Source organism: Streptomyces sp. NPDC048671 (genome assembly GCF_055587045.1).
The window spans coordinates 285,113-310,168 of sequence record NZ_JBVJHB010000010.1 but is presented as its reverse complement, the minus strand read 5'-3'; the positions used below and the strand labels follow the sequence as shown (position 1 = coordinate 310,168).

The window sequence follows — 25,056 nt, the reverse complement described above, 5'->3', positions numbered from 1 at the left end:
GGTCATCAAGTCCCGCAGGGGTCAGAGGCGTTGATCAGTCGCCATCCGTTGGACTCGGCCCATCGTCCGTACTGCTCCGTCAACATCTCCCGGTGATCAGCCGGGAGTACTGCGGAGACCTCGGAGACCACCTGCGCCATCTCGCCGCGGAGGTCGCTGTTTCCGGCGTCAAGCACCGCACGGACCTCCGCGTCGAGCACTCGCTGCGTCTCCTGGCAGTCGAGCGGCACCGGCCTCGTTCGCGCCAGCTCGATCATCCGGCCCAGCATCGTGTAGGCGGAGTCTTTGAGAACGACCCTGGCTCCTCGCACGGCGGAGCGCGGCTCCCCGTCGAGGATCTTCTCCAGCGACTTCAGCGTGTAGTCGAGCGCGAAGTTCCTGTCGACCCAGAGCTGGGCCCAGTTGCTGAGAACGCCAATGCGCCAGTCAGCGAACCTGGCGTCCTGACGACCCATGGAGGGCCGGACTTCACCGGTCAGGCTCGCCTTCTGAGCCTGCTTCGTGTAGGCGGCGCCGATCAGGCACTCCATCGACACGAGCATGTAGGAGATACCGGCGTGGAACGGGCGCCCGGTGGCATTGGCAGCGACGAACTCAGGGTCGCGGACCCCGGCCACGATCTCCTCCGGAGAGAGGTGGGGCATGGGGCGGAGAAGCAGGTCGGTGCGCCCCTGGTAGGCGTAGGAGGCTTCCAGCTCCTCGAAAGTCATGAGCTGGTCGAACGTGATGTACGTGAACCGAGTGGCCACGCCGAGGGCGGAGAGCGTGCGGATGGACAGGGCGTTCTGCTCGCCGGTGGTCTCTTTGTTGAACCTCAGCAAGATGGAGTCGACGCCCGACTCGACGCCGAACAGACAGCGACGGAGACCGCGTTCGACCAGGGCCCTCCACATCGACGCGCGCTCGACGTGCCACGCCTCGTCCTTCTCGGTCCGTACGACCTGGTCGATGCGACAGCTCGTCTCCCACGAGAACCCGGCCTTGTGCATCGTGTTCGCCACGTCGAGGGCACGGGTGACGGCGTCGCCGCCGCGACCGATGAACTCCTCGTCCACCAAGTACAGCGTCTTCGAGATGGCTGGGTAGCGGTCGAAGACCGCAGACATCTCCTCCAGCAGCCACGGGAACGTGGCGGCGGAGCCGCCGGCCCACTGGCCTTTGTGTCCTCGAGGACAGAAACCGCAGAAGTTCGTGCACCCTCGCGAAGCCTCAAGCTGTGCGACGCCCTTGTGCTCGAAGGTGCGAGCGAGGAGGTCGAGTTCGGGCAGGATGTCGGCCTGGGCGGCGTTGACCAGCTTGGGCGTGTGCCGGCGCCCGATGGACAAGGTGCCGTTGCCCCTCGCGGCCCCTGTGTATCCGATGCCTCGGATCCCCCGCTTGCCGATGTCCCCGTGCCAGTGCGACAACACGTCCTGGAGTGTGCTCTCCCCGGCACCCCGAGCCACCAAGAGGGGCGGATAGCGATCCAGGAGCAGCTTCTCGTTGCGGGCGGTGAGGCTGCCTCCAGCGATGATGAGGGGAGGCTCGGCCCGGCTATAGGCCGCGTCGAGGAGTTCGGTCATGAGGTCGTGCTGACCAAAGGTGGCGGAGACGCCGAGGACATCGGGCGCCTCGGAGGAGACCGTCTTCATGAGGTCTTCGAGGGTGACCCCGAGCTGCATGTCGATCAGCTCGACTTCTCCTTGCAGCGTCGTCCGGGCGGCGCGAGCGAGGTCGGAGATCCCGAGAGGGAAGCGCGGCAGGGGAAAGTTCTCGGGGTGGTACAAGGACGCGAGTACGACCTTGGGCTTCGTGAGCCGGTAGACGGCCTGCTCATCGAGCGACGCTGTGGAGAGCCAGGACGCGCCGTCATCGATGTGGATGTGCCGCTGCGCCCATGCCGGCCATGCTCGGCTGCCGTGAGACCCACCGGAGAGGTCGGCCACCACCCACCTGCCGTCCAGGGCCTCCAGGAGCATCAGGCGGCGGTCCAGCGTGCCCGTCACGCGGACCCTGCGCAGGTGCCGGCCGAAGTGAATCTCCAGGAGTTCGCGGAGACGGTTGGGCTCTGTGAACAGCCCCTCGATCCCCATGTCAGCGGGGACCGTCCGGGCCGCACTCTTGGGGAGGGCCAACCGGAGTGCGTCGAGGAGTCGTTGCGAGGTGTCGTTCAGCTTGTGTTCCACGAGGTTCCTCATCCGTGTGGAAGCCTCGCTGTACCGGGGAGGACACCGGTACAGCGAGGGGAGCGGACCCAGCCCCGACATGGGGTCATTCCACAGTCCAGACCGTGCCGACACGGCCAGGGCTCATCGGGGCTGGGAATCTGGGGGTTGGCGCGCAGGTACAGCGCTGCGAACAGGGCTCCGATAGCCAGTCGTCAGGAAGCGGACGGCTGCTCCGATGGGGCACCAATGCTTCTGATCTCCGGGCTCGGGAAGACCTCACGGAGTTTCGGAGTTGAGGATCGCGACCAACCCGCGAACGCCGGCCAACTCGACGTGGCCGAGGACGATCAGCGGCCGCTGTCCCGGACGTCCCTCATCGGCGTGCGGGCTGAGGAGGGATATGCCGGCCCGCGCAAGGGCGCAGCGCAGGGCGTTGTACGTCTGCACTGCCTCGTCCCTGTCTCTGCGGGTGGCCGGAAATACGTCGGGGGGACGCGGTCATGGCACACCTACTTCCGTTTGCTGGGTTGGGCCCGGACCCGGCAGGCGCCGGGGGATCAGGTCCGCGCCTCGCCCACGGGGTAGAGGCGGAACCGGGTCCGGGAGACTAGACCGGACGGAAGATCTGACGGGAGTCAGTCATCACCCACGGGCCGTAACCGTCGAGGATGAGCACCCGGCCGGTCGCACCGCCCTGGCTCCGCATGTCACGAACCCGGTAACACTGGTTGTCCAGCCGGACGTAGTCGTTGACCTCCATCTGGTCCGGCGTGCAGGTCTGCGGCCGTGTGTTCGGCGGGAAGCCCACCGGCTCGCCGCTTGCACTCTCGACCAGCGTGCAACGGTGCTCAAGAACGGTCCAGGTGAACCCGCTCGCGTTTTGCAGGTGGAGCAACGCACCCGTGCGCTTCCAGACTTGCCCCTCCGTGAACCTCGTGTGGTCCCGGACCTTGGCCCCTACGTCGAAGCTCACGACTCCGCCTCCTCAGGGGAGTCGACCTCCTTGGACGGCCGTGCGGCAGAGGGGGGCTTCTCCAGGGCCCCGATCAGCTTCTCGGCGGTGGTGACGTTGACACCGCCGAGGGAGATGAGCGGTGTCAACGGAGGCTCGTCCTGGAGCTTCATGCTGCGAAGGTTGACGCCCTGCGCCACGAGGAACGTGTACAGGGCGTTGTAAGCCTTCTGGGCGCGCTCGCTGGTGATGTGACTGCGCTGGGGCGTGCGCTTCGGGAGGGTGCACTGCGGGGTCATGGTCGCTCGCTTCCTGGGGAGAACGGTCGTACTGGAGGGGAGAGCGCCACCCAGGGGCGAGTGGAGCCACGAGTGGAAGGTGGCGCCCTGGGCGCCTGACAAACAGTCAACGCCCGTAATCCAAAACTGAGTAGGGCGGACAACAACCCAACAGGTGCCGTGCCATAGGGCGATTTGACCTCCCGTTGACCTGCGTCGGCAGGGCTGCGCCCTCTACCGTCGTGGTGTGGACTCAAGGCGGAACGACGCGTTCGTGGCTTGGATGGAAGATCAGGATTTATCGGCGCGAGAGGTCGCTGACCTGGTGAATCGGGCTGTTGGGGAGCTAACAGGGAAGATCGGTGGCCTGGATGACTCCAATATTCGTGCCTGGCGATCAGGGCGTGTTCGCTGCCCGAACACGGTTCAGCTGACGGCGCTTGAGCTGGTGTCAGGCGGGGTCGCCGCGGAATTAGGGTTCAGGCGGCGAAGCCGTGCTACCCCCAGCAAGCCCCACCAGGAGCCGCCAGTGAAACGCCGAAGGTTCGTGACCGCCACTTCCGTCGTCGCCGCCACCGTCGTGGCCGGAGCTTCCTCCACAGCTGCGGCAATCCCTCCTCGACGCGTCGGCATGTCCGACGTGGCCAGGATCAGGCAGAACTTCGCAGACATCGTCGCCTCTGATCACCGACACGGAGGACAACTCCAGATCGAGAACGAGGCATCTCGGCTGGCTGACGAAGCGCTGGCCTTGCAATCCGTTGGAACCGCGTCGCAGGGGGTCCGCGGCGCCCTGTACGGATGCGCAGCGGGCTTCCGGTCGTCGGCGCTGTGGGCGGCCATCGACGGTCGGCGGTTCGGCGACGCCCAAGAGCACATGAGAGAGGCGCAAGCCATCGCCGCGATGTCTGGTGACCACGCGATCCAGTTCCGTATCTGGTCCCACACCGGAACGATGTACCGGCACATGGGCCGCGCAGGTGATGCGGCGGCCGCCAACATGGTCGCCAGGAACCTCGGGATCGTCCGCCGCGACCCGGTCTTCGCATCGCTCGGCCTCGCGCGGCACGGAGCGATTCAGGCTGTCGGAGGGGACGCCAAGGGAGCTCGCCGCTCGTTCAGACAGGCCGAAGAAGCCTGGCACAGAGCGGATCGGGCCGACGACCCTGGGAGGCCCCCGTGGCTTCTGGCATTCTACGACGAGGCGGAGATCAACTCCCTGGCGCTATCGGCGTACCTGAGCCTGGCGGAGTGGGAGGAGGCTGAGGCGCACGGCCATCGCTGCCTGGCCGGGCTGCGCCCCCACATGCGAAGGTCGCTGGCCATCACTACAGCCCGCCTCGCGCGGGCCCAGCTCGAACAGGGTGAGATCGAAGCCGCTGTGTCGACCGCCATGCAGGTGCCGGCCGATGCGGCATCGAGTCATCCACGGGTGGTCGGGATGCTGGCAGGCTTCGGCACCAGGATCAACGAGATCGCCCCCAGAAGCCCTGCCACTGCCCTGTGGCGGAAGCGCACCCGCCAGGTCAAGGAGAGTCATAAGTGACAGTCCGAACGGTCAGCCTGCGCCACCGCACCTCCTGCACACGGCAGGTGCGAGAAGTGCTGGGCGACCTGTGGTGCCAGGTGCGAGCTGATCTGCTGGACCACCCGAACTACCGGCTGGAAGTCTTCCTGGACCGTCTTGATCGGCACGGGGCCGAGCCCGGCTGGGCGGCCGTCGTCGCCCATGATCAGAAGTCCGGCATCCCTGTCGGCTACGCGTACGGCAACACCGTCACACCAGGCGACCGCTGGTGGATGCGGATGTCCACGCCGGCGCCGACCCGCTACACGGCCAAGGACGCCATCGCCGTGAAAGAGATCGGCGTCATCCCGGAGTGGAGAGGGATAGGCGTCTCCCGCCAGATGCACGATGAGCTGCTGAGGATGCGAGACGAAGCTCACGCCACGCTCATGGTCAACCCGGCAGCCGGGGACGGGAAGGTCATGCGTCTCTACGAGGGCTGGGGCTACCAGGAGATCGGAGTCGTCCAGCCGTCTCCCGACTCGCCATGGCTCGTGTGCATGGCTCGCGCCACACGTAGAGTTTCCTGATCGAAGCAACACAGAAGCACCCTGACCGGGGGGCTTCGGGTCCACCGGAGTGTCGGCCACCCTGAATCGCACCCCGGACCTCCGCAACATATTCCCCGCTCCTCTGGAGAGCTGCGCTCCTATAGCAGTTCGTCCAGATCCGGCCCGCCTGGATGGCTCGGCCCGCCCGGTACGCGGTGTTCGTGTCACGGGTCCACAGCCGAAGATCTCCACCTGGAAGACCCGCATCCGGTTGTCGCCCTCGAAGATCGTCGGCTGTACGTAGTAGCCGCCCGCCAGCTCCCCGTCGTACTCGATCCGCTCGCCGCCCGTAAGGTCCTTCGCGCCCTCCTGCCGGCCGATGTCCAGGTACGAGAGGATCTTGTGGAGCTGGCCGTTGGAGGCTCCTGAGCGCCGATCATCGTGTCCGCGTCCAGCGGGTGGCCAGGCACGATCTGTTCGGTGCGGGCGATGCCCGCCTCCAGGAGCTCGCCGTAGTGGCCGCGCTGGATCAGCGCCCGGGACGGACCCGTGCAGACCTCGCCCTGGTTGAGGGCGAACATGCTGAAGCCTTTGAGTGCATGATCAGCCTCCCCGTCGTGGTCTCCTCGGTGAACGCGATCTTCGCGACGCGCGGGCTGGAGGCCAGCGGCTTGCCGGCCTCCGCACCGAAGCCGTTGACGATGTTGACGACACCCGGCGACAGCAGGTCGGCCCCCAGGCTCAGCCGCACATGGACGGACGCCAGGGTCTGCTCGGCCGGCTCGAGGACCACCGCGCTGCCCACCGCGCTGCCCACCGCAGCATCATCGAGCCCACCGAGATCGCCTACTACGTGCGCTTCGCACCCGAAGGCACCGCCCCTGAAGACCCTCCTGACCGTGGCCGGCCCGCCCGGTCGCCCATGTCCCGCGCGGGTCCCACTGGCGACGACAAGCACAACACCGAGCGCGCATCAGCTACTACAAACGGCGAGGCCACAGCCCCTGGCCTGACCACCATCACGCCAAACACGGGTGCAGTACCAGGAATTTGACGGGCAACCGAACATATACGCAACAGAGAGCACCACAAGTTCTTGCCAAACAGATCGTCAATTCTCATATAGTGACTCAGACTTGTCTGGGAATCATCTGTTCCAGTTGTCGTATTTGATCCCCGCCGTACCGACTTGCCCGAACCGTCCCGTCCGTCACCGTCCGCGTCCCAAGGACTCCGCTTGCGCCCCTCAACCAGGCCGACCGCACTGGCACTGCTGGTCACGGTGGTCATCACCGGATCCCTGTGCCTCTGGGCAGCCGTCGCCGCCCCCGAATCGGCCAGGACCGCAGTGGCGTGGGGGGCGGGTGCCGCCGCCGTGCTGCTGTCCGCCGCCGTCGCCACCTCCGTCCACGCCCGCGCCACGGTGCGCCGACTGCGGGAGATACACGCGGCCGAGAGCAGCCGGTTCACCGCCGAGACCTCCCGGATGGTCTCCGCCTCCGCCTACGACGCCCAGCGCTTCACCGCCGAGACGGCAAGGATGAAATCGGCCGCCGCCGCCGAGACGGACCGGATCACCGCGCAGGCCGCGGCCGCCGCCGAGCGCCTCACCGCCGAGAACGCCAAGCTCAAGGCCCGCGTCTCGCGCAGCGAGACCGAGCGTTCCGCCGCCGTCGCCGCGTGTGCCAACGCCGCGGGCCGGATGCAGGCGCTCGCCACGAGCATGCTCGCCGACCTGCGCGACATGGAGAACCGGCACGCCTCCGAGGAAGTCCTGGGCGATCTGCTGCACCTGGACCACCGCACCGCCCAGGCGGGCCGGCTGGCCGACTCCATCGCCGTGCTGACCGGCGCGCGCTCCGGACGCCGCTGGGCGAAGCCCATCGTCATGGAGTCCATCCTGCGCGGTGCGATGGGCCGGATCAGCGGATACCAGCGGATACGCCTGCACTCCACCAGCGATGTGGCCGTCGCCGGGCACGCCGCCGAGGGCGTCATGCACGCGCTGGCCGAACTCTTCGACAACGCCGCGAACTTCTCGCCGCCCACCGCCGAGGTCCACGTGTACGTGGAGGAGGTGCCGGCCGGCATCGTGCTGACCGTCGAGGACAGCGGACTGGTCATGAGCGATGTGCAGCTGCGCCGCGCCGAACGCGCCGTCTCCGCGGCCAACCAGGACCTGACCGGTCTCTCCGGCACCCGGCTCGGCCTCGCCGTCGTCGGTCGGCTGGCCCGCAAGCACGGGCTGACGGTCTCCTTCCGGCCTTCGGCGCGCGGTGGCACGGGCGCGCTGATGATGCTCCCGCAGGAGATCATCACCAGGACCCCGACGCCGGCACCCGCCCCGGCACCGGCGACCGCCCCGGAGCCCACCGCCCGTCCGGCGGCCGCTCCCCCGCGTGAACCCGAGCCGGTCCACGCCTCCGGAGCCGACGGGCCCGACAGGACCGACCGGACCGACCGGACCACCGACAGGACCACCGACGAGCCCGACAGCACCGGGGCAGCGGGCCGGACCGACGGCACCGACCTGGCCGACGGCACCCGGGACAGCTCCCGCACCCAGGAGATCCGGCGCTCCGACTCCACCTCCGGCACCACATCGGACACCACCGGCGGCCTCCCCCGGTTCGGCGAGAGCGGCCTCCCCAAGCGCTCCCGCGGCCGCACCCTGGCCGCCGCCGAGTCCCGCGGCAGGGCCTCGGCCGACTCCGACGCCGACGCAACCGACGGAACGACCCCCCGGGCCCGTACGTCCGACCCCAAGGCCCAGGCAGCCCGCTTCAGCAGCTTCCGCCAGGCCGTACGGCCCACCTCCCCGCACCCGGAAGGCAACACCCGATGACCGCGACCACGGACGAGAAGCTCAACTGGCTGCTGGAGGGGCTCCTTGAGCGCACCCCCGGCGCCCGCCACGCCCTCGTGCTGTCCAGGGACGGCCTCAAGCTGTGCCGTACCCCCGAGCTCTCCGTCGACCAGGCTGACCAGCTGGCCGCGATCTCCGCCGGCATCCAGAGCCTGTCGCACGGCGCGTCCGTCGAGTTCGGCGACGGCACCGGCGGCGTACGGTCCGCGATGGCCGAGTTCTACGGCGGCGTGCTGTTCATCGTGGAGGCGGGCGCCGGCGCCCACCTCGCCGTCATCGCCTCCGAGGACGCCGATGTCGGCCTCGTCGGGCACAACATGAGCGAGCTCGTCGAGCAGTTGGGCGAGCACCTCGTCGCCCCGCCGCGCGAGCCCGCCGAGGCCCCCGGGGCCTCCGAGAACGCGGCCGTATGACGCCGCGCCCCCGTCCCGGCCGGGACGACGACCCGGACCGGCTCTACACCCTCACCGGTGGGCGCAGCCGCTCCGACTCGGCCGCCTTCGACCTGGTGACACTCGTCGTCTCGGAATGCGAACCGGCCCCCGGTATGCAGTCGGAGCACGTCGCGATCCTGCGAATGTGCGAACGGCCCACCGCGGTCGTCGAGATCGCCGCGAGCCTGAACCTGCCCGTCAGCATCGTGCGCATCCTGCTGTGCGACCTGCTCGACACCAGCAGGATCAGTGCCCGCCACCCTCGTACCGCACGCGTCGCGGACCGGCTCCCCGACCCCGACATCCTGGAACAGGTGCTCGTTGGACTCCGCAACCTCTGACCGTGCCGCCCTACAGGCCACGGCCGACAACGGACTGAAGATAGTCGTCGTCGGTGGCTTCGGGGTCGGCAAGACCACCATGGTCCGATCCGTGAGCGAGATCCGTCCGCTCAACACGGAGGAGACGATGACCCGCGCGGGTGAGGCGGTCGACCACCTCGACGGCGTGCACTCCAAGACGTCCACCACCGTCGCCTTCGACTTCGGCCGGATCACCCTCGACGAACGCTCGGTGCTGTACCTGTTCGGCGCGCCCGGCCAGGAGCGCTTCTGGTTCCTGTGGGACCGGCTGTTCTCCGGCACGCTCGGTGCCGTCGTACTCGTCGACACCCGGCGCCTCGCCGACTCCTGGTACGCCATCGACCGGCTGGAGCACCACGGCACTCCGTTCATCGTGGCGTGCAACGACTTCGGCGGCAGCTTCCACACCGAGCAGCAGATCCGGGAGGCGCTCGACCTCTCCGAGGACGTACCGCTCGTGGAGTGCGACGCCCGGGACCGGTCCTCCAGCAAGTACGTACTGATCACGCTGGTGGAGCACCTGTACGCCCTCTCCAGGGGCACGGCCAGCTCCTCCTCCGCCGCCACCCGTCCGGAGACCACACCGGAGAAGACCCCGGAGCACACCACGTGACCCAGCCCACCGAACCACCCCCGGGCTGCCCGGCGCACGGCCGCGCGCCACTGTCCGGACCACGGTTCCAGACCGAACCGACCCAGCTGTACCGGGAGATGCGCCGGGACCACGGCTCCGTGGCGCCCGTCGTCCTGGACGGCGACATCCCGGCCTGGCTGGTGCTCGGCTACCGCGAACTGCACCAGCTCACCAGCGACCCGGTGCTGTTCAGCCGCGACTCCGACCTGTGGAGCCAGTGGGAGCACATCCCCGACGGCTGGCCGCTGCTGCCGATGATCGGCCGCAAGCAGCCGTCGATCCTCTACACGGTCGGCCCCCGGCACGTCGAGCGCGCCCGGATGATCAGCGACGCCCTGGAGGCGGTCGACCCCTTCTCGCTGAAGCGGTACGCGGAGGAGTTCGCCGACGAGCTGATCGACCGGTTCTGCTCCAAGGGCGGGACCGACATCATCGCCGAGTACGCGATGCTGCTCCCCGCCCGCGTCCTGGCCCGGATCTACGGCTTCAGCGACGCGGTCGGCGACGCGCTCGTCGGCTCGATCAACGACATGATCGACGGCCGGGAGCGCGCGCTCGCCGGGCAGACGCACCTCGGCACCTCGATGTTCCAGCTGCTGGCCGACAAGCGCACCGAGCCCGACGACGACGTCGCCACCCGGATGCTGGCCGACCCCGGCGGCTTCACGGACGAGGAGATCGCCCAGGACCTGATGGTCATGATGGCCGCCGGCCACCAGCCGACCGCGGACTGGATGGGCAACTCGCTGCGGCTCATGCTCACCGACGACCGGTTCGCCGCCTCGCTCTCGGGCGGCCGGCACAGCGTCGCCGAGGCCATGAACGAGGTCCTCTGGGAGGACACCCCGACGCAGAACGTCGCGGGCCGCTGGGCCTCGCGCGACACCCACCTCGGGGGCCGTCACATCCAGGCGGGCGACCTGCTGCTCCTGGGCATCGCCGCGGCCAACGCCGACCCGCAGGTCCGCACCGACGGATCCGCGCTGACCGGCGGCAACAACGCGTTCCTCTCCTTCGGCCACGGCGAGCACCGCTGCCCCTTCCCGGCCCAGGAGACCGCCGAGGTCATCGCCCGTACCGGCATCGAGGTACTGCTCGACCGCCTCCCGGACATCGATCTCGCCGTCCCCGCCGGACAGCTCACCCGGCGCCCGTCCCCCTGGCTGCGAGGGCTGACGGACCTACCCGTCGCCTTCACACCCACCCCCGCCGCAGGACCCGCCAACGGAGGCCAGCAATGACCCGGATCGTCCTCGACCCCTTCGTCGCCGACCTCGACGGCGAGGGCGCCGCGCTGCGTGCCGCGGGCCCGCTCGCCGAGGTGGAACTGCCCGGCGGGGTGCACTGCTACGCGGTGACGCACCACGCCGAGGCGCGGCAACTGCTGACCGACACCAGGATCGTGAAGGACATCAACGTCTGGGGTGCCTGGCAGCGCGGCGAGATACCCCTGGACTGGCCGCTGATCGGCCTCGCCAACCCGGGCCGCTCCATGCTGACCGTCGACGGCGCCGACCACCGCCGGCTGCGCACGCTGGTGGCGCAGGCCCTGACGGTGAAGCGGGTGGAACGGCTGCGCGCGGGCATCGAGGCACTCACGACCGCGAGCCTGGACCGCCTCGCGGCCCTGCCCAAGGGCGAGAAGGTCGACCTGAAGGCGGAGTTCGCGTACCCGCTGCCGATGAACGTCATCAGCGAACTGATGGGCGTGGACGGGGCCGACCACCCCCGCCTCAAGGAGCTGTTCGAGAAGTTCTTCTCGACGCAGACGCCGCCGGAGGAGGTCCCGCAGATGATGGCGGACCTCGGCGCGCTCTTCACGAAGATCGTCGACGGCAAGCGGGCCGAGCCGGGCGACGACCTGACCAGCGCCCTGATCGCGGCCTCCGAGGACGGCGACCACCTCAGCAACGAGGAGATCGTCAACACCCTCCAGCTGATCATCGCGGCCGGCCACGAGACGACGATCAGCCTGATCGTGAACGCCGTCGTCGCCCTTGAGACCCACCCCGAGCAGCGCAAGCGGGTGCTCGGCGGCGAGGTGCCGTGGGAGAACGTGATCGAGGAGACCCTGCGCTGGTCCACCCCGACGTCACACGTCCTGATCCGCTTCGCGACCGAGGACGTGGCGGTCGGTGACAAGGTCCTCCCCAAGGGCGAGGCGCTGATCGTCTCCTTCGGCGCGCTGGGCCGGGACGAGCAGCAGTACGGGCCGACCGCGGGCGAGTTCGACGCGTCCCGCTCCCCCAACCGCCACATCGCCTTCGGCCACGGCCCGCACATCTGCCCGGGTGCGGCGCTGTCCCGGCTGGAGGCGGGGGTCGCACTCCCCGCGCTCTACGAGCGCTTCCCGGAGCTCGACCTCGCGGTACCGGCCTCCGAGCTGCGCAACAAGCCGATCGTCACCCAGAACGACCTGTTCGACCTCCCGGTCGAACTGGGCTGAGCCGGCCCGTCAGGGACGCGCGATCCGGCATCCACGAACCGGATCGCGCGTCTCATCCGACGGACAGGATGCGTAGCCGCCGTACCGAAGGGCTACGCTCCGGGTCGTGGCCGACATCCAGATTCCCGCTGACATCAAGCCCGCCGACGGGCGCTTCGGCGCCGGTCCTTCCAAGGTGCGGACGGAGGCGCTCGACGCGCTGGCCGCCACCGGAACATCCCTGCTCGGTACGTCGCATCGCCAGGCTCCGGTGAAGAACCTGGTCGGCGCGGTACGTGACGGAGTGCGCGACCTCTTCTCCCTCCCCGAGGGATACGAGGTGATTCTGGGCAACGGCGGCTCCACCGCCTTCTGGGACATCGCGACGCACGGTCTGATCGAGTCGAAGTCCCAGCACCTCAACTTCGGGGAGTTCTCCTCGAAGTTCGCGAAGGCCGCCAAGCTCGCCCCGTGGCTGGCCGACCCGACCGTCATCGCCTCCGACCCGGGGACCCACCCGGACCCGAAGGCCGAGGCGGGCGTCGACGTCTACGCCTTCACCCACAACGAGACCTCGACCGGTGTCGCGGCCCCGGTCAAGCGCGTCGCGGGCGCCGACGAGGGCTCCCTCGTCCTGGTGGACGCCACCTCCGGCGCGGGCGGCCTGCCGGTCGACATCGCCGAGACGGACGTCTACTACTTCGCCCCGCAGAAGTCCTTCGCCTCCGACGGCGGCCTCTGGATCGGCGTCTTCTCCCCGGCGGCCCTGGAGCGCGCGACCCGCGTCCACGCCTCCGGCCGCCACATCCCGGAGTTCTTCTCGCTGCCCACGGCGATCGACAACTCCCTGAAGAACCAGACGTACAACACCCCGGCCCTGGCCACGCTGTTCCTCCTGAACGAGCAGCTGACCTGGATGAACACCCAGGGCGGCCTGGACTTCACCACCGGCCGCACGGCCGCCTCCTCCGGCCACCTGTACGGCTGGGCCGAGGACTCCAAGTACGCGACCCCGTTCGTCACCGACGCGGCCAAGCGCTCGCAGGTCATCGGCACCATCGACTTCGCGGACGAGATCGACGCCGCCGCGGTCGCCAAGGTGCTGCGCGCCAACGGCATCGTCGACACGGAGCCGTACCGCAAGCTGGGCCGCAACCAGCTGCGCGTGGCGATGTTCCCGGCGATCGACCCGTCGGACGTCCAGGCGCTGACGGCGTGCATCGACTACGTGATCGAGAAGCTGTAGTTCCACCGCTGACGCGTCCGGAACGGCCCTGCACACGTGACCACGTGCGCAGGGCCGTTTCTGCTTCACTCGCCGGGGTGACGCGGGTGCGTATCCGCCGCATACGGGCACACAGTCCTATGACGATGTTCTCGACATCAGCCCTTTCAGGAGGCCCGCAATGCCGTCAGCAGCAGTCGCGCACCCCTGTGACGGTGAGCCGGAGCGGCTGGGGCCCGAATCGCTGCTCGAAAGCGCCAACCGGCTCTCGGAGCAGCTCCCGGGCCACCGCGTCGAGATCATCGCAGGCGTCACCACCGTGGCCCCGTCCGCGGACGGCGCGCACGGCCGCGCGCTGACCAAACTGATGCGTCCTTTGATCGAAGCCGGACTCGACGACGGGGACTCAGCGGTCATCCAAGGAGTCGGCCTGTGGCTGCCCGGCGGCCCCTCCGACTACGCCATCCCGGACCTGGCCGTCGTCGACGCCGATTTCGACGCGCACAAGGCCGAGAACAACTGCTACGCCCCCGGTGCCTTCCGCCTCGTCCTTGAGGTCACCTCCGGCGACTACCAGAACGACCTACGGATCAAGGTCGCGGCGTACGCCAACGCCAAGATCCCCGTCTACGTCATCCTCGACCGCAAGCACGGCCGCGTCCACGTCCTCACGGAACCCCTCGCCGGTGGGTACGACACCCACCAGGTGTACGCGCCCGGCCACAGCGTCACGCTCCCCGACTCGATCGGCGCCGAGGTCACGCTCGACGTCACCGCCCTGGTTGCGGCGGGCCGCCCCAGCCCGAAGCGCGAGCCGGCACCCGAGCCGGTACCGGAACAGTCACCGGAGCCGTCGCCCGAGCCGTCCGAGAGCTGAGCCCCGGCCCCATCCGGAGCCTGAGGACGAGGGCTCAGGCGGCGTCCAGCCGCCACCGCGCCTCGCCGTCCTCCCACTCCTCGGTCCGCACCAGCCCCGCCGCGGCGGCCACCGCTGCGGACGCCGCGTGGTCGGGGTGGATGTGGGCGACGACCGTACGCACCGCTCCCCCGTCCAGCAGGTGCGCCACGAGGCCCACGGCCGCCTCCTTGGCGTAGCCCCGGCCCTGCCATCCGGACCCGATCACCCAGGCGATCTCCGCCTGCGCGTCGGCCAGGTTCACCGTCGCCTGCACATAGCCGGCCAGGCGGTCGTCGCCGCGCACCCTGAGCACCCAGTTCCACCACCGCTCGGCCGGGTCCGGGGAGCCGGCGCACTGGCGGGCGTAGCGGATCCGCAGGGCGTCCGCGTCCTCCGGGGCGCCGCCGGTGAAGGTGTGCAGGGCCGGGTCGGAGAGTACGGCCGCCATCTCGTCCGCGTGCGCCACCCGCAGGGGCTGGGCGTCCAGGCGTGGGGTGGAGAAGGGCACGGGCCCGGTGTCAGTCGTCATAAGCGGATGATCTTACTACCGGGCCCGGCGGCAGCCGCGAAACGCTCGTCCGGCCGTGCGCCCGGGAATGACACGGCGCCCGGCCTGTGGATCATGGAAGGTATGGACACGATCCCTGAGCTCAAGCCCTTCGTGAAGCAGTACGCCGTCCTCCTCAGCACCCGGCGGCAGGACGGAACGCATGCCGACACCCCCGTCAACATCGCCGTCGAGGGCGATCACGCCTACATCCGTACGTTCTCGTCGGCCTGGAAGGTGGAGCGCATGCGCAACCACCCCACGGTGAGAATCGGCCCGTGCACGGTACGCGGCAGGCCTACCGGCCCCCAGATCACCGCCCACGCACGCCTCCTCCAGGCGGGCTCGAAGGAGAACACGCACGCCGCCCGGATGCTGTCCCGCAAGTACCCGGTCATGCACGGCGTGCTCGTCCCGCTCACCCACCGGCTCAAGCGCGACAGGACCCTGCACTACGAGATCCGCCCGCTCGACGCATGACGGGCCGGGCGCAGCCGGGGCAAGGCGCTCCTGTCAGCTCTTCCTGCGCCGCTTCCTGCCCAGGACCAGCAGCAGACCGATCCCGGCGAGCACCGCGATCCCCGTCAGCGTGGTGCCCTTCACCGGCGCGCCGTCGCTGTCACCGGCCGCCCCGGCGGACGAGGGTGACTTCACCCCGGTACGGCCGGATTCGCCGCCGTTCTTCAGGTCCACCCGCACCACATCGCTCTGCTCACCCTCGGAGCCGTACATCAGCGCCGAGCCGTCGACCGTGTACGTGACCGACTCGGCCTGCCTCAGCAGCGGGGACTCGACCGGGTAGTCCTTCCCGAGCCTGCCGTTCGCGAACGCGTAGCCGCGCGCGCTGAAGTACGAGCGCAGCACCAGTTCCTTCCCGTCCGGCGAGAACGCCCCGTCCGTCACCCACGGCACCTCACCGACCCGCCGGAAGATGTTGTCCGAGCCGGCCGTGAGCTTCGCGGGCCCCTCGTAGAGCCCGCCGCCGCCCTCCTTCTTCGAGGCGATGTACACGCGCCCGGTCTTCGGGTGGACCATCAACGACTCCGCGTTGCGCGGCCCGTCCGCGTACTTCACGTCGAACTGCGTCGCGCGGACCGTCGCGTCCCGCAGCACCTTCGGCTCGGGGAAGCGGTAGATCCAGACGTGGTCCCAGCTGCCGTCCAGGTTGTCGCCGATGTCACCGACGTACAGGTTCCCGTCCGGTCCGAGTGAGATCGCCTCCACGTCGCGCGGCTCCCCGACGCCCTTCATGGTGATCGTCGCGACGGTCTTCCCGGTCCGGGAGTCGACGGCGAAGACGTACGGGCCGTCGTCGCTGTCGTTGTGCGTCCAGTAGATCCCCGGATGGGCCCGGCTGGCGGCCAGTCCGCTGGACTCGGTGATCCGCGGGTCCTTGATCGTGAAGCTCCGGTCGGCCCCGCCGTCGTCGGCCACGGCGGGCACCGCCGCCGCGAGGGACAGGAGCGCGGCGGCGCCGAAGGCAGTCAGTCGATACGAGCGCATGGCACAAGTGTCCACCGTCACGTCGCAGGCCGGAGCCATGATCGGCCATGATGGCGCCATGCGTTTCATGTTCGTCGGCGATTCCATGACCATCGGACGCGCCGGCGACTTCACGTGGCGCTACCGCATGTGGCAGCACCTCGAAGCGGCTTTCGACGGACCGTACGCGATCGTCGGCCCGCGCACCGAGCTGTACGACACCGGCACGGGCACCCCCGCCTCGTACGCGTACGGCGCCCCGGCCTTCCCCGCCGCCGCCCGCCACCACCTGGCCGGCTGGGGCGAGGGCTGGCTGCACATGGCCCCGGTGATCGCGGACACGGTCGCCGCGCACCGCGCGGACATCCTGCTCGTCTCGCTCGGCCTGATCGACCTCGGCTTCTACACGGACAGCGAGCAGACCGCCCGCAACGCCCGCGCGTTCCTCGCGGCGGCGCGCACCGCGAACCCGCACATCAGGTGCGTGCTGCTCCCCGTCATACCGAACATCCGGGCCGAGTCCGACGCCCCCTTCGCCGCCGAGTGCGACCGCTTCAACGAACTCCTCGCCAAGGCCGTGGCCGACCTCGACGAGCCGATGTCCCCGATCCTGCTGGCGTCCCGCCCGCCGGGCTACGACATCCACACGGACACCTACGACGGCACGCATCCCGGACTGTCCGGAGAGCACCGGCTCGCGGCCGCCTACGCCGACGCGATGCACCAGGCATGGGGGCTGGGCGGCCTGTACGTCCCGGCGGCGGACCGGCCCGTCACTGCTTCCCCGTCGGCTTCGCCCGTACGTGCATCCGCTCCCCCTGCGGTCCGAACAGGCTGAGGAACTCCACCGGTTCCGGCCCGACGTTGCCCCACCAGTGCGGTGTACGCGTGTCGAACTCGGCCACCTCGCCCGCCTTCAGCACCAGGTCGTGTTCGCCCAGCACCAGCCGCAGCCGCCCCGACAGCACGTAGAGCCACTCGTACCCCTCGTGCACCCGCTGCTCGACCGGACCCGGCGGGCCCGTCAGGCCGGGCATGACCTGCTTGTACGCGTTCACCCCGCCGATGTGCCGGGTCAGCGGCACGAACGTCATGCCGTGCCGGTTGAACGGGCGGAACGTGACCCGCGGATCACCGGTGTCCGGCGCGCCGACGAGCTCGTCCAGCTGCACGCCGTACGCCTTCGCCAGCGGGAGCAGCAGCTCCAGGGTCGGCTTGCGGCCGCCGGACTCCAGCCGGGACAGCGTGCTGAGCGAGATCCCGGTGGTCTCGCTCAGCTGGGCCAGCGTCGTACCGCGCTCCGTCCGCAGCGCGCGCAGCCGCGGCCCCACGCCCGTCAGGACGGACGAGAAGTCGCCGTCCGCCGTGCCGCCGTCTTCCGCCGCGTGCTCATGTACTGCCATTCCTCCATCATGCCTCCGCCTGCCGGTCCGGCATCATGCCTCCGCTTGCCGGTCCGGCAACCGGCTTTGTCATGCGGGGACCCCGGGCGCGGCACCCGGACCGATCATGGCCAGCGACATCCTGGTCAGCTCGCTGGTCAGCCAGTCGCCCGGCACCTGGCGCGGGCGGCGCCCGTGGTGGGCGAGGAGCTCGTCGACGGAGCGGGTCAGCACCTTCACGACGACCGTGAGATCACCGTCCGCCCCATGGCCCTGCTCCGCGGCGCGCTCGGCCTCGCGGGTCAGGAACTCGACCCACACCGCCCGCCACATCGCGAGGTGGTCGTCCATCGCCCGGCTCACGCCGAGCACCTCGACGAACGCCACCCTCGCCGCCTGCGCGTCCCGGGTGACGACCTGCACATAGGCGCCGAAGAGCCTGCGGATCCGTTCGTCCGTCGGACAGGTGTCCATGCCCTCGGCCGAGAGCTCCACCTCGACCGCCCGCATCCCGCCGATCGCCACCTCGTCGTACAGGTCGACGAGCAAGGCCTCACGCGATTCGAACTCGCGGTAAAAATCACGCTGTTGTACGTGCGCCGCGGCGCAGATGTCCTTGACGGAGGTACGGGCGTACCCGTACACGGCGAACAAGGTACGCGCGGCCGCCATCAGTTGCTCACGGCACCGCACCGGGTCCCTCGTCTCCCGAACTCCGTCCCATCGGTCAACCATGGCGTCCACCACCGGTCCTCCTCAGTCCGTCCAGGCCCCCGGGCCCACTCTCCTCGCTCCACCGCGTCAGCGGTGGAACCGCCACACCAGCGAACGGCCGTACGCCTCAGTCGGCGCGGCCGGCCGCGTCCTCCGCGAGGACCGCCGCGACCCGCTCCCGCCAGGGCAGCGGCTCGGCAGCCTCGAAGTCCTCCTCGTCCCGATCGGGTTCGTACACGGCCCACTTGGCCGCGTGCGCCCGCCACGCGGCCTCCTGCGCACACGGCGGGCACACCGTCTCCTCGCCCCGGGGCCGGAACACGTGCTCCCACCCCGGCCCCTCACAGGCGACAGGCGGCCGGGGCGCGGGCGCCGCGGGGGCGGACGCCGCCACGCACACCGGCTCCGGGAGCTTCTGCACCAGCCGGTACCGCAGGAACCCCACGGCCGACCGCACCCCGCCCGACGGCAACTCGCTGACCAGCGCGAGCCGCAGCTCCGCCGCCTTCACCCCGCGCCGAAGCCAGTCGGCAGCGGCCTCGGCCAGACCGCGGGCCTCGCGGACGCCGAGGTGGAGCTGAGGGTGGGCGTGCCGGAGCGAGAGCAGTACGCGTTCGGCCTCGACGACCTCAGCGTCGCGCTCCGGGCCGACTTCGGCTTCGACCTCCGGTTCGCGAGCCGGTTCGCTCGCCGGTTCGCTCTCCACAGGCTCAATCGAATTCCGAACCGCCTCGGAGGGTGGGTGGGTTGAGTTCTTCTCACGTTCTTCATCAACCGGTAGGTAACCACCGGCCGACCGAGTACCCGGATAACCGACCGTCGGATAGTGACTACTCGGTCCCACCTGCGGTGATTCCGCTCTCGCGTCCCGGAACCTCCGGGCCTCCCCGGCGGAGAGCGACACGTTGCTGACGAGTTGATCGGTCACCCACAGCCCTCCGTCGTTCTGCCGCCGCCACTCGTGCACGAACCCGTCTTCCTTGAGCTGCGCCTTGGCCTTCTGGTACGCACGCCCAGTGATCCCGATCCACTTGGCGTGATCGCTCAACGCCCGCTCGGCCCGCCCCGGGGGCAGCCCCTGCACGTAGGTGATCAAGACCTTCGCGTCACTGCCGAGGCGCGGATGCCGGATGACATCGTGGGACGCCTTCACATAGCCGTAGGACGGCGAGATAGCATGAAAAAGCATTCTCGGTGGACCTCTGAATCCATCGTGGGGTGAAGGCCCTCGGCCGGGTGTTGGTAGCACCCCCGGGGGCCGCCCCATGCGCGAATGCGCACGGAGCGTAACGACGCAATCACGTTACCTCACAATTCTCCGCCTCCACCACACCGTTGAGCAGCTCGAACAGCAGTTCCGTATCCACGAACGGGACTTGGGCGGTGGGCAGCGAACGCCAGTCCAGCGGATACGTCAGCCCCTCCACAGCGGGCACCCCGACGAACGCCGCGCCCTCCCCCCGCACGAACGCGTCGGCCCCGGCGGGCCACCTGTGGCTGCGGGCGCTGCCGGGCGGCACCAGGAAGTACGTACTCCGCTCCCCGATCAGGGACCGGATGATGGGACCCGCCTGGAAATCGGTGAACTGCATGACCTCGTACGCCACTTGCTCGCCCAGCAGCCCGATGATCCGTACGGCGTCGAAGTAGATCCCGGCATGGCGCAGGGCGTGCCCCCTCGCGGGAATCCAGGCGGGCATCAGGTCAGGTGAAGTTTTCGGTTCCATACGTAAAGCGTCGGCGTCCACACGTACCGTGACCAGGGACACAAGGCGTTTGTGCACTGCTGTGCACTTGGGGGGTGGGGCTGTGCACTCCAGTAGTACCGGCGGCGGGAACGCCGAGATGTTCGGGGCGTTGCTGCGGCACTACCGCGAACTGGCCGGGCTGTCGCAGGAGGGCTTAGGCGCGAAGATCGGCTTCTCCAAGTCGCAGGTGGCGATGGTGGAACGGGGGCAACGGCCTCCGAAGGGAAATTTCGTACCGAAGGCGGACGCGGCGGTGGGTGCCAAGGGCGCATTGATCGCGGCGGCGGTGAAATTGTCGTTCGGTCACCTGGCCTCCTGGTTCGAACCGTTCGCCGAGGAAGAAGCCAAGGCCGTGGCGCGGTACGAGTACGAGCAGAGCATCATGCCCGGACTGCTGCAAACAGAGGCGCACGCTTACGCCCTGTACCAGGCAGCCTGCCCGCCGCTCGATGACGACGAGATCGAGAGACTGGTAGCGGGCCGTCTTGCGCGGCAGACCCTGCTGACCCGCAAGCCACTACCGGACATCAGCTTCATTCTGGAAATCAGCGCGATCACTCGCCCCATCGGGGGACGGGACGTGCATCGGGCGCAGCTTCAGCACCTCCTTGAAATGAGCGAGTTGCGGAACGTGCACATCCAGGTGATGTCACCCAACCGGGAAACACACGCCGGGCTGAGCGGGTCCTTCATCCTGCTGGAGACCGACGACCGGCGACGGCTGGCGTACCTGGAGGTGCAGGGCCGGAACTTCGTTGTCAGTGAACAACCTCAACTGGGAGACTTGTTTGCGACGTATGGCATGCTCCGGACCCAGGCTCACGGGCTGGAAGAGTCGCGCAGGCTGATCAAGCAGATAGCAGAAGGACTATGAGCACTGACCTGAAGTGGTTCAAGAGCAGCTACAGCGGCCAGAACGGCGGCAACTGCGTCGAGGTCGCCCTCTCCTGGTCCAAGTCCAGCTACAGCGGCACGAACGGCGGTAACTGCGTCGAGGTCGCCACCTGCCCCCACACCGTTCACGTCCGCGACTCCAAGGACCGCACCGTCCCCGCCCTCGCTCTGTCCCCCGCCGCTTGGTCGGTCTTCATCCAACACATGGAGTTCTAGCGCAATGTCCTGGTTCGACGAACTGCCCGAAGTCATCACCCGAGCCGACTTCGGGCAACTGGTGTCACGTCCGCCACGCAATATCGAACTCATGGCGTCCAGAGGGCTGGCCGCTGACCCGGTGGCCCGCAACCGCAACAAGTTCGTCTGGGAGGAGGAAGCCGCACTCGGCTGGTTCCGTTCCCTCCAGGAGCACGCGGTGATCGTGCCCGCAAGCAAGCAAACCATGGACGATCTCGCCGCACACAGTGCGTACGTATGCCCCATGGACAGCAAGCACGTCGGGCTGGCCCGCCCCAAGATGCTCGTGATGTACCGGCCCGGCGGTACGGGTCTGGTCTTCGGTGTCGACTCGGTGGAGACCATCAACCAGGAGATCGACGGCACGCGGAACGCGTCCGCGCAGACGCGCCGGATCACGCGCGACGGCGAGGCCCTGGACGGCAGCCCCTTCCCCCGGCCGTGGACCGTCTTCCGCCTCAAGGAAGCCGGCACGATCGGCAAGGTCACACCGGCGGTCCATCAAGGCCGCTACCTGCGCCTCGACGACGTTCTGGACGCGTTGACGACCGACCACCTCTCGCTGCCCACACTCGACGAGGCCTTCCCCGCCCGGAAGTAGTGACCGTGCTCGGTGTCAACGGGCGAACTTCTCGACGGCGGCCGGGGTGACCGGGGTGAAGAAGTTGACGAGGTTGCCGTCGGGGTCACGGAAGAGCAGCGCCCGGTTTCCCCAGGGCATCGTCGTGGGCTCGTTGACGAAGTCGGTGACGAGGCCGGTCAGGTTCTCGTACACCCGGTCCACGTCGTCGACGAGGAACTCAAGGATCACGCTGTGGTTGTCCGCCGGGCGGGCGGAGCCCGGAGCGAACATCGGGACGGTGCGGGTGCTGCCGATCGCGAGCGTGGCGCCGGGGGTACCGATCTCGGCGAAGTCCTCGGTGGACCAGGTCGCGGACACCCCGGTGGCCTTCTCGTAGAACTCGACGAGACGCGCGACGTCGTCGGTGATGATGCGGATCGAGACGAAGTCCATGGTGTTCTCCCAGGTCAAAAGGTCGGTCGGTGTCGGTGGAGCCCCCGGTGGAGCCCTTGCACTCCACAGGCTAGGACGAATAGTGGACAGAATCCGCCCGGTATCCGACGGTATTCGCATTAAGCTCTTAACATGTCCCGACCCACCGTGCGCGTGCTGACCCTCCTGGAGCTGCTTCAGTCGGGCGGTATCCGGACGGTGGCCGAACTCGCCGACCGGCTCGGTGTCGACGGGCGGACCGTGCGGCGGTACGTGGACCAGCTGATCGACCTCGACGTGCCGGTGGAAGCGGTACGGGGCCGCTACGGCGGGTACCGGCTCACCCCCGGATACCGATTGCCTCCGCTCATGCTCAGCGACGACGAGGCGCTGGCCGCGCTGCTCGGCCTGGTCGCGGGTCGCCGGACGGGGCTGATGACGACGGCGGACACGGCGAGCGAGACAGCGGCGGCCAAGATCCGCAGGGTGCTGCCCGAGCGGGTGGCCCGCAGGCTCGACACCGTCCTGGAATCCCTGGAGTTCACGTCTCCGCCGGGCGAGTACGCCCATCCGGATGCCGAGGTGCTGCTCACGGTCGCGGACGCGGTACGTCACCGACGTCCGCTCTCGATCAGATACACCGACCGCGACGGCCGGCACAGCGAACGCCCGCTGCACGCCTACGGGATCGTCGCCCATGCCGGTCGGTGGTACGTCACGGGCGCGGACCCCGCGATCGGTGAGGACCGGACTTTCCGGCTCGACCGCATCGCGGGCGCGAGGACCCTGCCCGGTTCGTTCGAGGTGCCCGCCGGACTCGATCCCGCACAGCGCGTGCTGTCGGGGTTCGCCACGGCCGAGTACCGGTACGAGGTGACCTTGCGCATCCAAGGAACGGCCGAGCAGATCCGCGCCCGCCTCCCGGCGAGCGTGGCGACCCTGGAAGAGGTCGCCCCCGTGCCGGGCGCGGATCCGGTGACCGGGGCCTGGATGCGCGTCGAGCTGCGCGTGGAGGAGCTCGACTGGCTCCCGCCGGTACTCGCGTCGCTCGACCGGCCGTTCGTCATCGAACGCCCCGACGAACTGCGCGACCTCGTCATCGCGCTCGCCGGCCGCCTGACGTCCTGCGCCCGGCAGACCTGACAGGGGCGGGGGGCGGGGCTTTCGCTACGCCGGGGCCGGCTCGGGGCTCCGCGATCCGCTGTACCGGTTCTACCGTCGATGCGCCGACGCCGGCCTTCCCGGACCGCAGCGCCAGGCCACAACCGTCGAGCCATGGTGGCCAGAGCCCGCTAATTCCGTTGAGCCAACACCTGTGATCGTGTTGGCTGGCGGCGCCGAACTGTCGGTACCGCTGGTGCCCGCTTGGCTGTAGCGCAGGGAGTTAAACGTGCAGGACCGTGTCGTCGACCCCGGTGCCCACAATCGGGCGGCCTGGGACAAGTATGTCCAGGAGGGCAACGAGTGGTCGAGGCCGGTGAGTGCTGAGGATGTCGAGCGCGCCCGCACGGGCGACTGGTCGATTGTCCTCATCGGGCGTGAGCCGGTCGACCGCTCCTGGCTGCCGACGGACCTGACCGGCAAGGACGTGTTGTGCCTGGCCTCCGGCGGCGGCCAGCAGGGTCCGATCCTCGCCGCCGCAGGGGCGCGGGTCACCGTGTTCGACAACTCGCCCCGCCAGCTCGGCCAGGACCGGACGGTGGCGGAGCGCGACGGACTTAACCTGCGCACCGTCCTGGGTGACATGCGCGACCTCAGCGCCTTCGGCGACGCGACATTCGACGTCGTATTCCATCCGGTCTCGAACCTGTTCGCACCCGACTTGGCACCGGTGTGGCGTGAGTGCTTCCGCGTCCTGCGACCGGGCGGAACTCTGCTCGCGGGCTTCCTCAACCCTGACGCCTACTTGTTCGACCACGAGGCCCTCGACGAGCGCGGCGAGCTGGTCGTCGCGCACAAGCTGCCCTACAGCGACGTCACGCACTACTCCGCCGAGGAACGCGCCACGAAGTTCGGCGCGGATGCCGCTCTCGAATACAGCCACACCCTCACCGACCAGATCGGCGGGCAACTCGCCGCAGGGTTCGTCCTCAGCGGCTTCGCAGAAGCACCGGACCAGTCCAACGCATCCGCTCAATACATGTCGAGCTACTTTGCGACGCTGGCGGTCAAGCCGGGCTGACCCGGCCGTGGGGGCGGCCAAGTGCCGTGCGGGCTCCGCCGATCGTCGCCCAGCGCGCCGAAGTCACCCGCCGTATCAGAGGGACCCTTGGCACCGCCGACGAGCTCCTGGCCCGTGGTGGTCCGGCGGCCCGCCCTGCATGACCCCCGATGGAGTCGCCCCCTCGTCCCACGGCCAGTGACGCGCGCCCCTCGGGGAGACCCGGAAGGAATCCGCAGAGATGCCCGAGTCGAGTCCGGGGGCGGGCACCAGGTGCGGACTACTGCGGGGGCATCTGCCACGGGTGGACGCACGTCACAAGTTCGGGGTGATAGAGCGTTCCGGGCCCGCACTCGAAATCGAAGCGCGTAAATTCCGTGCCTTCACCTCCGAAGTCCACGCATCGGTAGAACTTGGACTGATCGCCCGGATTGGGAAAGAAGCCTTCCTGAGTACAAGCGGGAACTTCGGCAGCCGCCTGCGCCGGGGCCGAATACGCGAAGCCGGCAAGAGCAAGCAGCACTGCGGCTGCGGTTCGATGCATTCGATTCATGCCCGCAAAACGATCTTCACGGCGATGTGGTTACGCCCCGGATGAGTGGGGCGGACCGAGCCCCG

At 69.1% G+C, this 25,056-nt stretch carries 29 protein-coding genes and 2 pseudogenes; 17 read left to right on the top strand and 14 right to left on the bottom strand.

Features of this window, described 5'->3' with window-relative positions:
* Positions 1–5: 5 nt before the first annotated feature.
* The 4 genes from ACZ6S6_RS22345 to ACZ6S6_RS22330 form a co-directional block, all read right to left on the bottom strand.
* Positions 6–2,165, bottom strand: coding sequence for a B12-binding domain-containing radical SAM protein (locus ACZ6S6_RS22345; protein WP_469706696.1), 2,160 nt, complete (start codon positions 2,163–2,165; stop codon positions 6–8).
* A gap of 258 nt (positions 2,166–2,423) precedes the next feature.
* Positions 2,424–2,594 carry a hypothetical protein gene (locus tag ACZ6S6_RS22340; protein ID WP_469706695.1) on the bottom strand — a complete coding sequence of 57 codons (171 nt, stop codon included), beginning with the start codon at positions 2,592–2,594 and terminating at the stop codon, positions 2,424–2,426.
* A gap of 160 nt (positions 2,595–2,754) precedes the next feature.
* Complete coding sequence (locus ACZ6S6_RS22335) at positions 2,755–3,120, bottom strand: hypothetical protein (RefSeq protein WP_469706694.1); 366 nt, start codon at positions 3,118–3,120, stop codon at positions 2,755–2,757.
* On the bottom strand, positions 3,117–3,398 hold the full coding sequence (locus ACZ6S6_RS22330) for a hypothetical protein (RefSeq protein ID WP_469706693.1): 282 nt from the start codon (positions 3,396–3,398) through the stop codon (positions 3,117–3,119). Before ACZ6S6_RS22330 ends, ACZ6S6_RS22335 begins: the two co-directional genes overlap by 4 nt.
* A 526-nt stretch (positions 3,399–3,924) precedes the next feature.
* On the opposite strand from ACZ6S6_RS22330, the gene ACZ6S6_RS22325 reads away from it, so the two are divergent.
* Both ACZ6S6_RS22325 and ACZ6S6_RS22320 read left to right on the top strand, forming a co-directional pair.
* Positions 3,925–4,923 carry a hypothetical protein gene (locus ACZ6S6_RS22325; protein WP_469706692.1) on the top strand — a complete coding sequence of 333 codons (999 nt, stop codon included), beginning with the start codon at positions 3,925–3,927 and terminating at the stop codon, positions 4,921–4,923.
* A complete protein-coding gene (locus ACZ6S6_RS22320) occupies positions 4,920–5,474 on the top strand; it encodes a GNAT family N-acetyltransferase (protein ID WP_469706691.1) in 555 nt (184 codons plus the stop codon). Before ACZ6S6_RS22325 ends, ACZ6S6_RS22320 begins: the two co-directional genes overlap by 4 nt.
* Positions 5,475–5,732: 258 nt before the next feature.
* Here ACZ6S6_RS22320 and ACZ6S6_RS22315 read toward each other — a convergent pair.
* Positions 5,733–5,816: pseudogene (locus ACZ6S6_RS22315) on the bottom strand (hypothetical protein); the annotation flags it as partial.
* A 104-nt stretch (positions 5,817–5,920) separates the two neighbouring features.
* A pseudogene (locus ACZ6S6_RS22310) lies at positions 5,921–6,228 on the bottom strand (aldehyde dehydrogenase family protein); the annotation flags it as partial.
* A 444-nt stretch (positions 6,229–6,672) separates the two neighbouring features.
* Here ACZ6S6_RS22310 and ACZ6S6_RS22305 point away from each other — a divergent pair.
* The 8 genes from ACZ6S6_RS22305 to ACZ6S6_RS22270 all read left to right on the top strand — a co-directional run bounded on the left by ACZ6S6_RS22305 (position 6,673) and on the right by ACZ6S6_RS22270 (position 14,258).
* Positions 6,673–8,280: a sensor histidine kinase gene (locus ACZ6S6_RS22305; protein ID WP_469706690.1), complete on the top strand. Its 1,608-nt coding sequence runs from the start codon at positions 6,673–6,675 to the stop codon at positions 8,278–8,280.
* Complete coding sequence (locus ACZ6S6_RS22300) at positions 8,277–8,714, top strand: roadblock/LC7 domain-containing protein (protein WP_469706689.1); 438 nt, start codon at positions 8,277–8,279, stop codon at positions 8,712–8,714. The genes ACZ6S6_RS22305 and ACZ6S6_RS22300 overlap by 4 nt, the downstream gene beginning before the upstream one ends.
* On the top strand, positions 8,711–9,076 hold the full coding sequence (locus ACZ6S6_RS22295) for a DUF742 domain-containing protein (RefSeq protein WP_362955944.1): 366 nt from the start codon (positions 8,711–8,713) through the stop codon (positions 9,074–9,076). The genes ACZ6S6_RS22300 and ACZ6S6_RS22295 overlap by 4 nt, the downstream gene beginning before the upstream one ends.
* Entirely contained in the window at positions 9,057–9,710 is a 654-nt protein-coding gene (locus ACZ6S6_RS22290) for a GTP-binding protein (RefSeq protein ID WP_362955947.1), read from the top strand. The genes ACZ6S6_RS22295 and ACZ6S6_RS22290 overlap by 20 nt, the downstream gene beginning before the upstream one ends.
* The gene (locus tag ACZ6S6_RS22285; RefSeq protein WP_362955950.1) at positions 9,707–10,972 is read left to right on the top strand and encodes a cytochrome P450; all 1,266 of its coding nucleotides are present in this window, start codon (positions 9,707–9,709) and stop codon (positions 10,970–10,972) included. Before ACZ6S6_RS22290 ends, ACZ6S6_RS22285 begins: the two co-directional genes overlap by 4 nt.
* A complete protein-coding gene (locus tag ACZ6S6_RS22280; RefSeq protein WP_362955952.1) occupies positions 10,969–12,177 on the top strand; it encodes a cytochrome P450 family protein in 1,209 nt (402 codons plus the stop codon). The genes ACZ6S6_RS22285 and ACZ6S6_RS22280 overlap by 4 nt, the downstream gene beginning before the upstream one ends.
* A gap of 106 nt (positions 12,178–12,283) precedes the next feature.
* Entirely contained in the window at positions 12,284–13,402 is a 1,119-nt protein-coding gene (gene serC, locus ACZ6S6_RS22275; RefSeq protein ID WP_362955955.1) for a phosphoserine transaminase, read from the top strand.
* 160 nt (positions 13,403–13,562) lie between these two features.
* Positions 13,563–14,258 (top strand): Uma2 family endonuclease, encoded by a 696-nt coding sequence (locus ACZ6S6_RS22270; RefSeq protein ID WP_469706688.1) that lies wholly within the window; start codon positions 13,563–13,565, stop codon positions 14,256–14,258.
* A gap of 34 nt (positions 14,259–14,292) precedes the next feature.
* Here ACZ6S6_RS22270 and ACZ6S6_RS22265 read toward each other — a convergent pair whose 3' ends face one another.
* The gene (locus tag ACZ6S6_RS22265) at positions 14,293–14,808 is read right to left on the bottom strand and encodes a GNAT family N-acetyltransferase (RefSeq protein ID WP_469706687.1); all 516 of its coding nucleotides are present in this window, start codon (positions 14,806–14,808) and stop codon (positions 14,293–14,295) included.
* 102 nt (positions 14,809–14,910) lie between these two features.
* On the opposite strand from ACZ6S6_RS22265, the gene ACZ6S6_RS22260 reads away from it, so the two are divergent.
* Complete coding sequence (locus tag ACZ6S6_RS22260; RefSeq protein ID WP_362955964.1) at positions 14,911–15,306, top strand: PPOX class F420-dependent oxidoreductase; 396 nt, start codon at positions 14,911–14,913, stop codon at positions 15,304–15,306.
* 33 nt (positions 15,307–15,339) lie between these two features.
* Here the strand turns inward: ACZ6S6_RS22260 and ACZ6S6_RS22255 are convergent, their stop codons facing one another.
* The gene (locus ACZ6S6_RS22255; protein WP_469706686.1) at positions 15,340–16,329 is read right to left on the bottom strand and encodes a WD40 repeat domain-containing protein; all 990 of its coding nucleotides are present in this window, start codon (positions 16,327–16,329) and stop codon (positions 15,340–15,342) included.
* A 58-nt stretch (positions 16,330–16,387) separates the two neighbouring features.
* On the opposite strand from ACZ6S6_RS22255, the gene ACZ6S6_RS22250 reads away from it, so the two are divergent.
* A complete protein-coding gene (locus ACZ6S6_RS22250; RefSeq protein WP_469706685.1) occupies positions 16,388–17,146 on the top strand; it encodes a GDSL-type esterase/lipase family protein in 759 nt (252 codons plus the stop codon).
* On the opposite strand, the gene ACZ6S6_RS22245 is transcribed toward ACZ6S6_RS22250, so the two are convergent.
* From ACZ6S6_RS22245 to ACZ6S6_RS22230, 4 genes are all read right to left on the bottom strand, one after another.
* Positions 17,082–17,711, bottom strand: coding sequence for a helix-turn-helix domain-containing protein (locus tag ACZ6S6_RS22245; protein WP_362955972.1), 630 nt, complete (start codon positions 17,709–17,711; stop codon positions 17,082–17,084). The genes ACZ6S6_RS22250 and ACZ6S6_RS22245 overlap by 65 nt on opposite strands.
* Before the next feature lie 69 nt (positions 17,712–17,780).
* Entirely contained in the window at positions 17,781–18,437 is a 657-nt protein-coding gene (locus ACZ6S6_RS22240) for a TetR/AcrR family transcriptional regulator (protein ID WP_362955975.1), read from the bottom strand.
* 94 nt (positions 18,438–18,531) lie between these two features.
* Positions 18,532–19,110 (bottom strand): hypothetical protein, encoded by a 579-nt coding sequence (locus tag ACZ6S6_RS22235; protein ID WP_469706684.1) that lies wholly within the window; start codon positions 19,108–19,110, stop codon positions 18,532–18,534.
* A gap of 592 nt (positions 19,111–19,702) precedes the next feature.
* On the bottom strand, positions 19,703–20,131 hold the full coding sequence (locus tag ACZ6S6_RS22230; RefSeq protein ID WP_362955980.1) for a hypothetical protein: 429 nt from the start codon (positions 20,129–20,131) through the stop codon (positions 19,703–19,705).
* A gap of 82 nt (positions 20,132–20,213) precedes the next feature.
* Here ACZ6S6_RS22230 and ACZ6S6_RS22225 point away from each other — a divergent pair, with 82 nt between their 5' ends.
* Genes ACZ6S6_RS22225 through ACZ6S6_RS22215 form a run of 3 tightly spaced genes read left to right on the top strand, consistent with a single transcriptional unit; the run spans position 20,214 to position 21,884 of the window.
* The gene (locus ACZ6S6_RS22225) at positions 20,214–21,026 is read left to right on the top strand and encodes a helix-turn-helix domain-containing protein (RefSeq protein ID WP_469706683.1); all 813 of its coding nucleotides are present in this window, start codon (positions 20,214–20,216) and stop codon (positions 21,024–21,026) included.
* Positions 21,023–21,262 carry a DUF397 domain-containing protein gene (locus ACZ6S6_RS22220; protein WP_469706682.1) on the top strand — a complete coding sequence of 80 codons (240 nt, stop codon included), beginning with the start codon at positions 21,023–21,025 and terminating at the stop codon, positions 21,260–21,262. Before ACZ6S6_RS22225 ends, ACZ6S6_RS22220 begins: the two co-directional genes overlap by 4 nt.
* Before the next feature lie 4 nt (positions 21,263–21,266).
* Positions 21,267–21,884: a hypothetical protein gene (locus tag ACZ6S6_RS22215; protein WP_469706681.1), complete on the top strand. Its 618-nt coding sequence runs from the start codon at positions 21,267–21,269 to the stop codon at positions 21,882–21,884.
* A 15-nt stretch (positions 21,885–21,899) separates the two neighbouring features.
* Here ACZ6S6_RS22215 and ACZ6S6_RS22210 read toward each other — a convergent pair whose 3' ends face one another.
* The gene (locus ACZ6S6_RS22210; protein ID WP_469706680.1) at positions 21,900–22,298 is read right to left on the bottom strand and encodes a VOC family protein; all 399 of its coding nucleotides are present in this window, start codon (positions 22,296–22,298) and stop codon (positions 21,900–21,902) included.
* Between the two features lie 132 nt (positions 22,299–22,430).
* Between ACZ6S6_RS22210 and ACZ6S6_RS22205 the strand changes: the two genes are divergently transcribed.
* Both ACZ6S6_RS22205 and ACZ6S6_RS22200 read left to right on the top strand, forming a co-directional pair.
* Entirely contained in the window at positions 22,431–23,420 is a 990-nt protein-coding gene (locus ACZ6S6_RS22205; RefSeq protein WP_469706679.1) for a helix-turn-helix transcriptional regulator, read from the top strand.
* 247 nt (positions 23,421–23,667) lie between these two features.
* Positions 23,668–24,459 carry a class I SAM-dependent methyltransferase gene (locus ACZ6S6_RS22200; RefSeq protein ID WP_469706678.1) on the top strand — a complete coding sequence of 264 codons (792 nt, stop codon included), beginning with the start codon at positions 23,668–23,670 and terminating at the stop codon, positions 24,457–24,459.
* A gap of 259 nt (positions 24,460–24,718) precedes the next feature.
* On the opposite strand, the gene ACZ6S6_RS22195 is transcribed toward ACZ6S6_RS22200, so the two are convergent.
* Entirely contained in the window at positions 24,719–24,982 is a 264-nt protein-coding gene (locus ACZ6S6_RS22195) for a chitin binding peritrophin-A domain-containing protein (RefSeq protein WP_469706750.1), read from the bottom strand.
* Between the last annotated feature and the right edge of the window lie 74 nt (positions 24,983–25,056).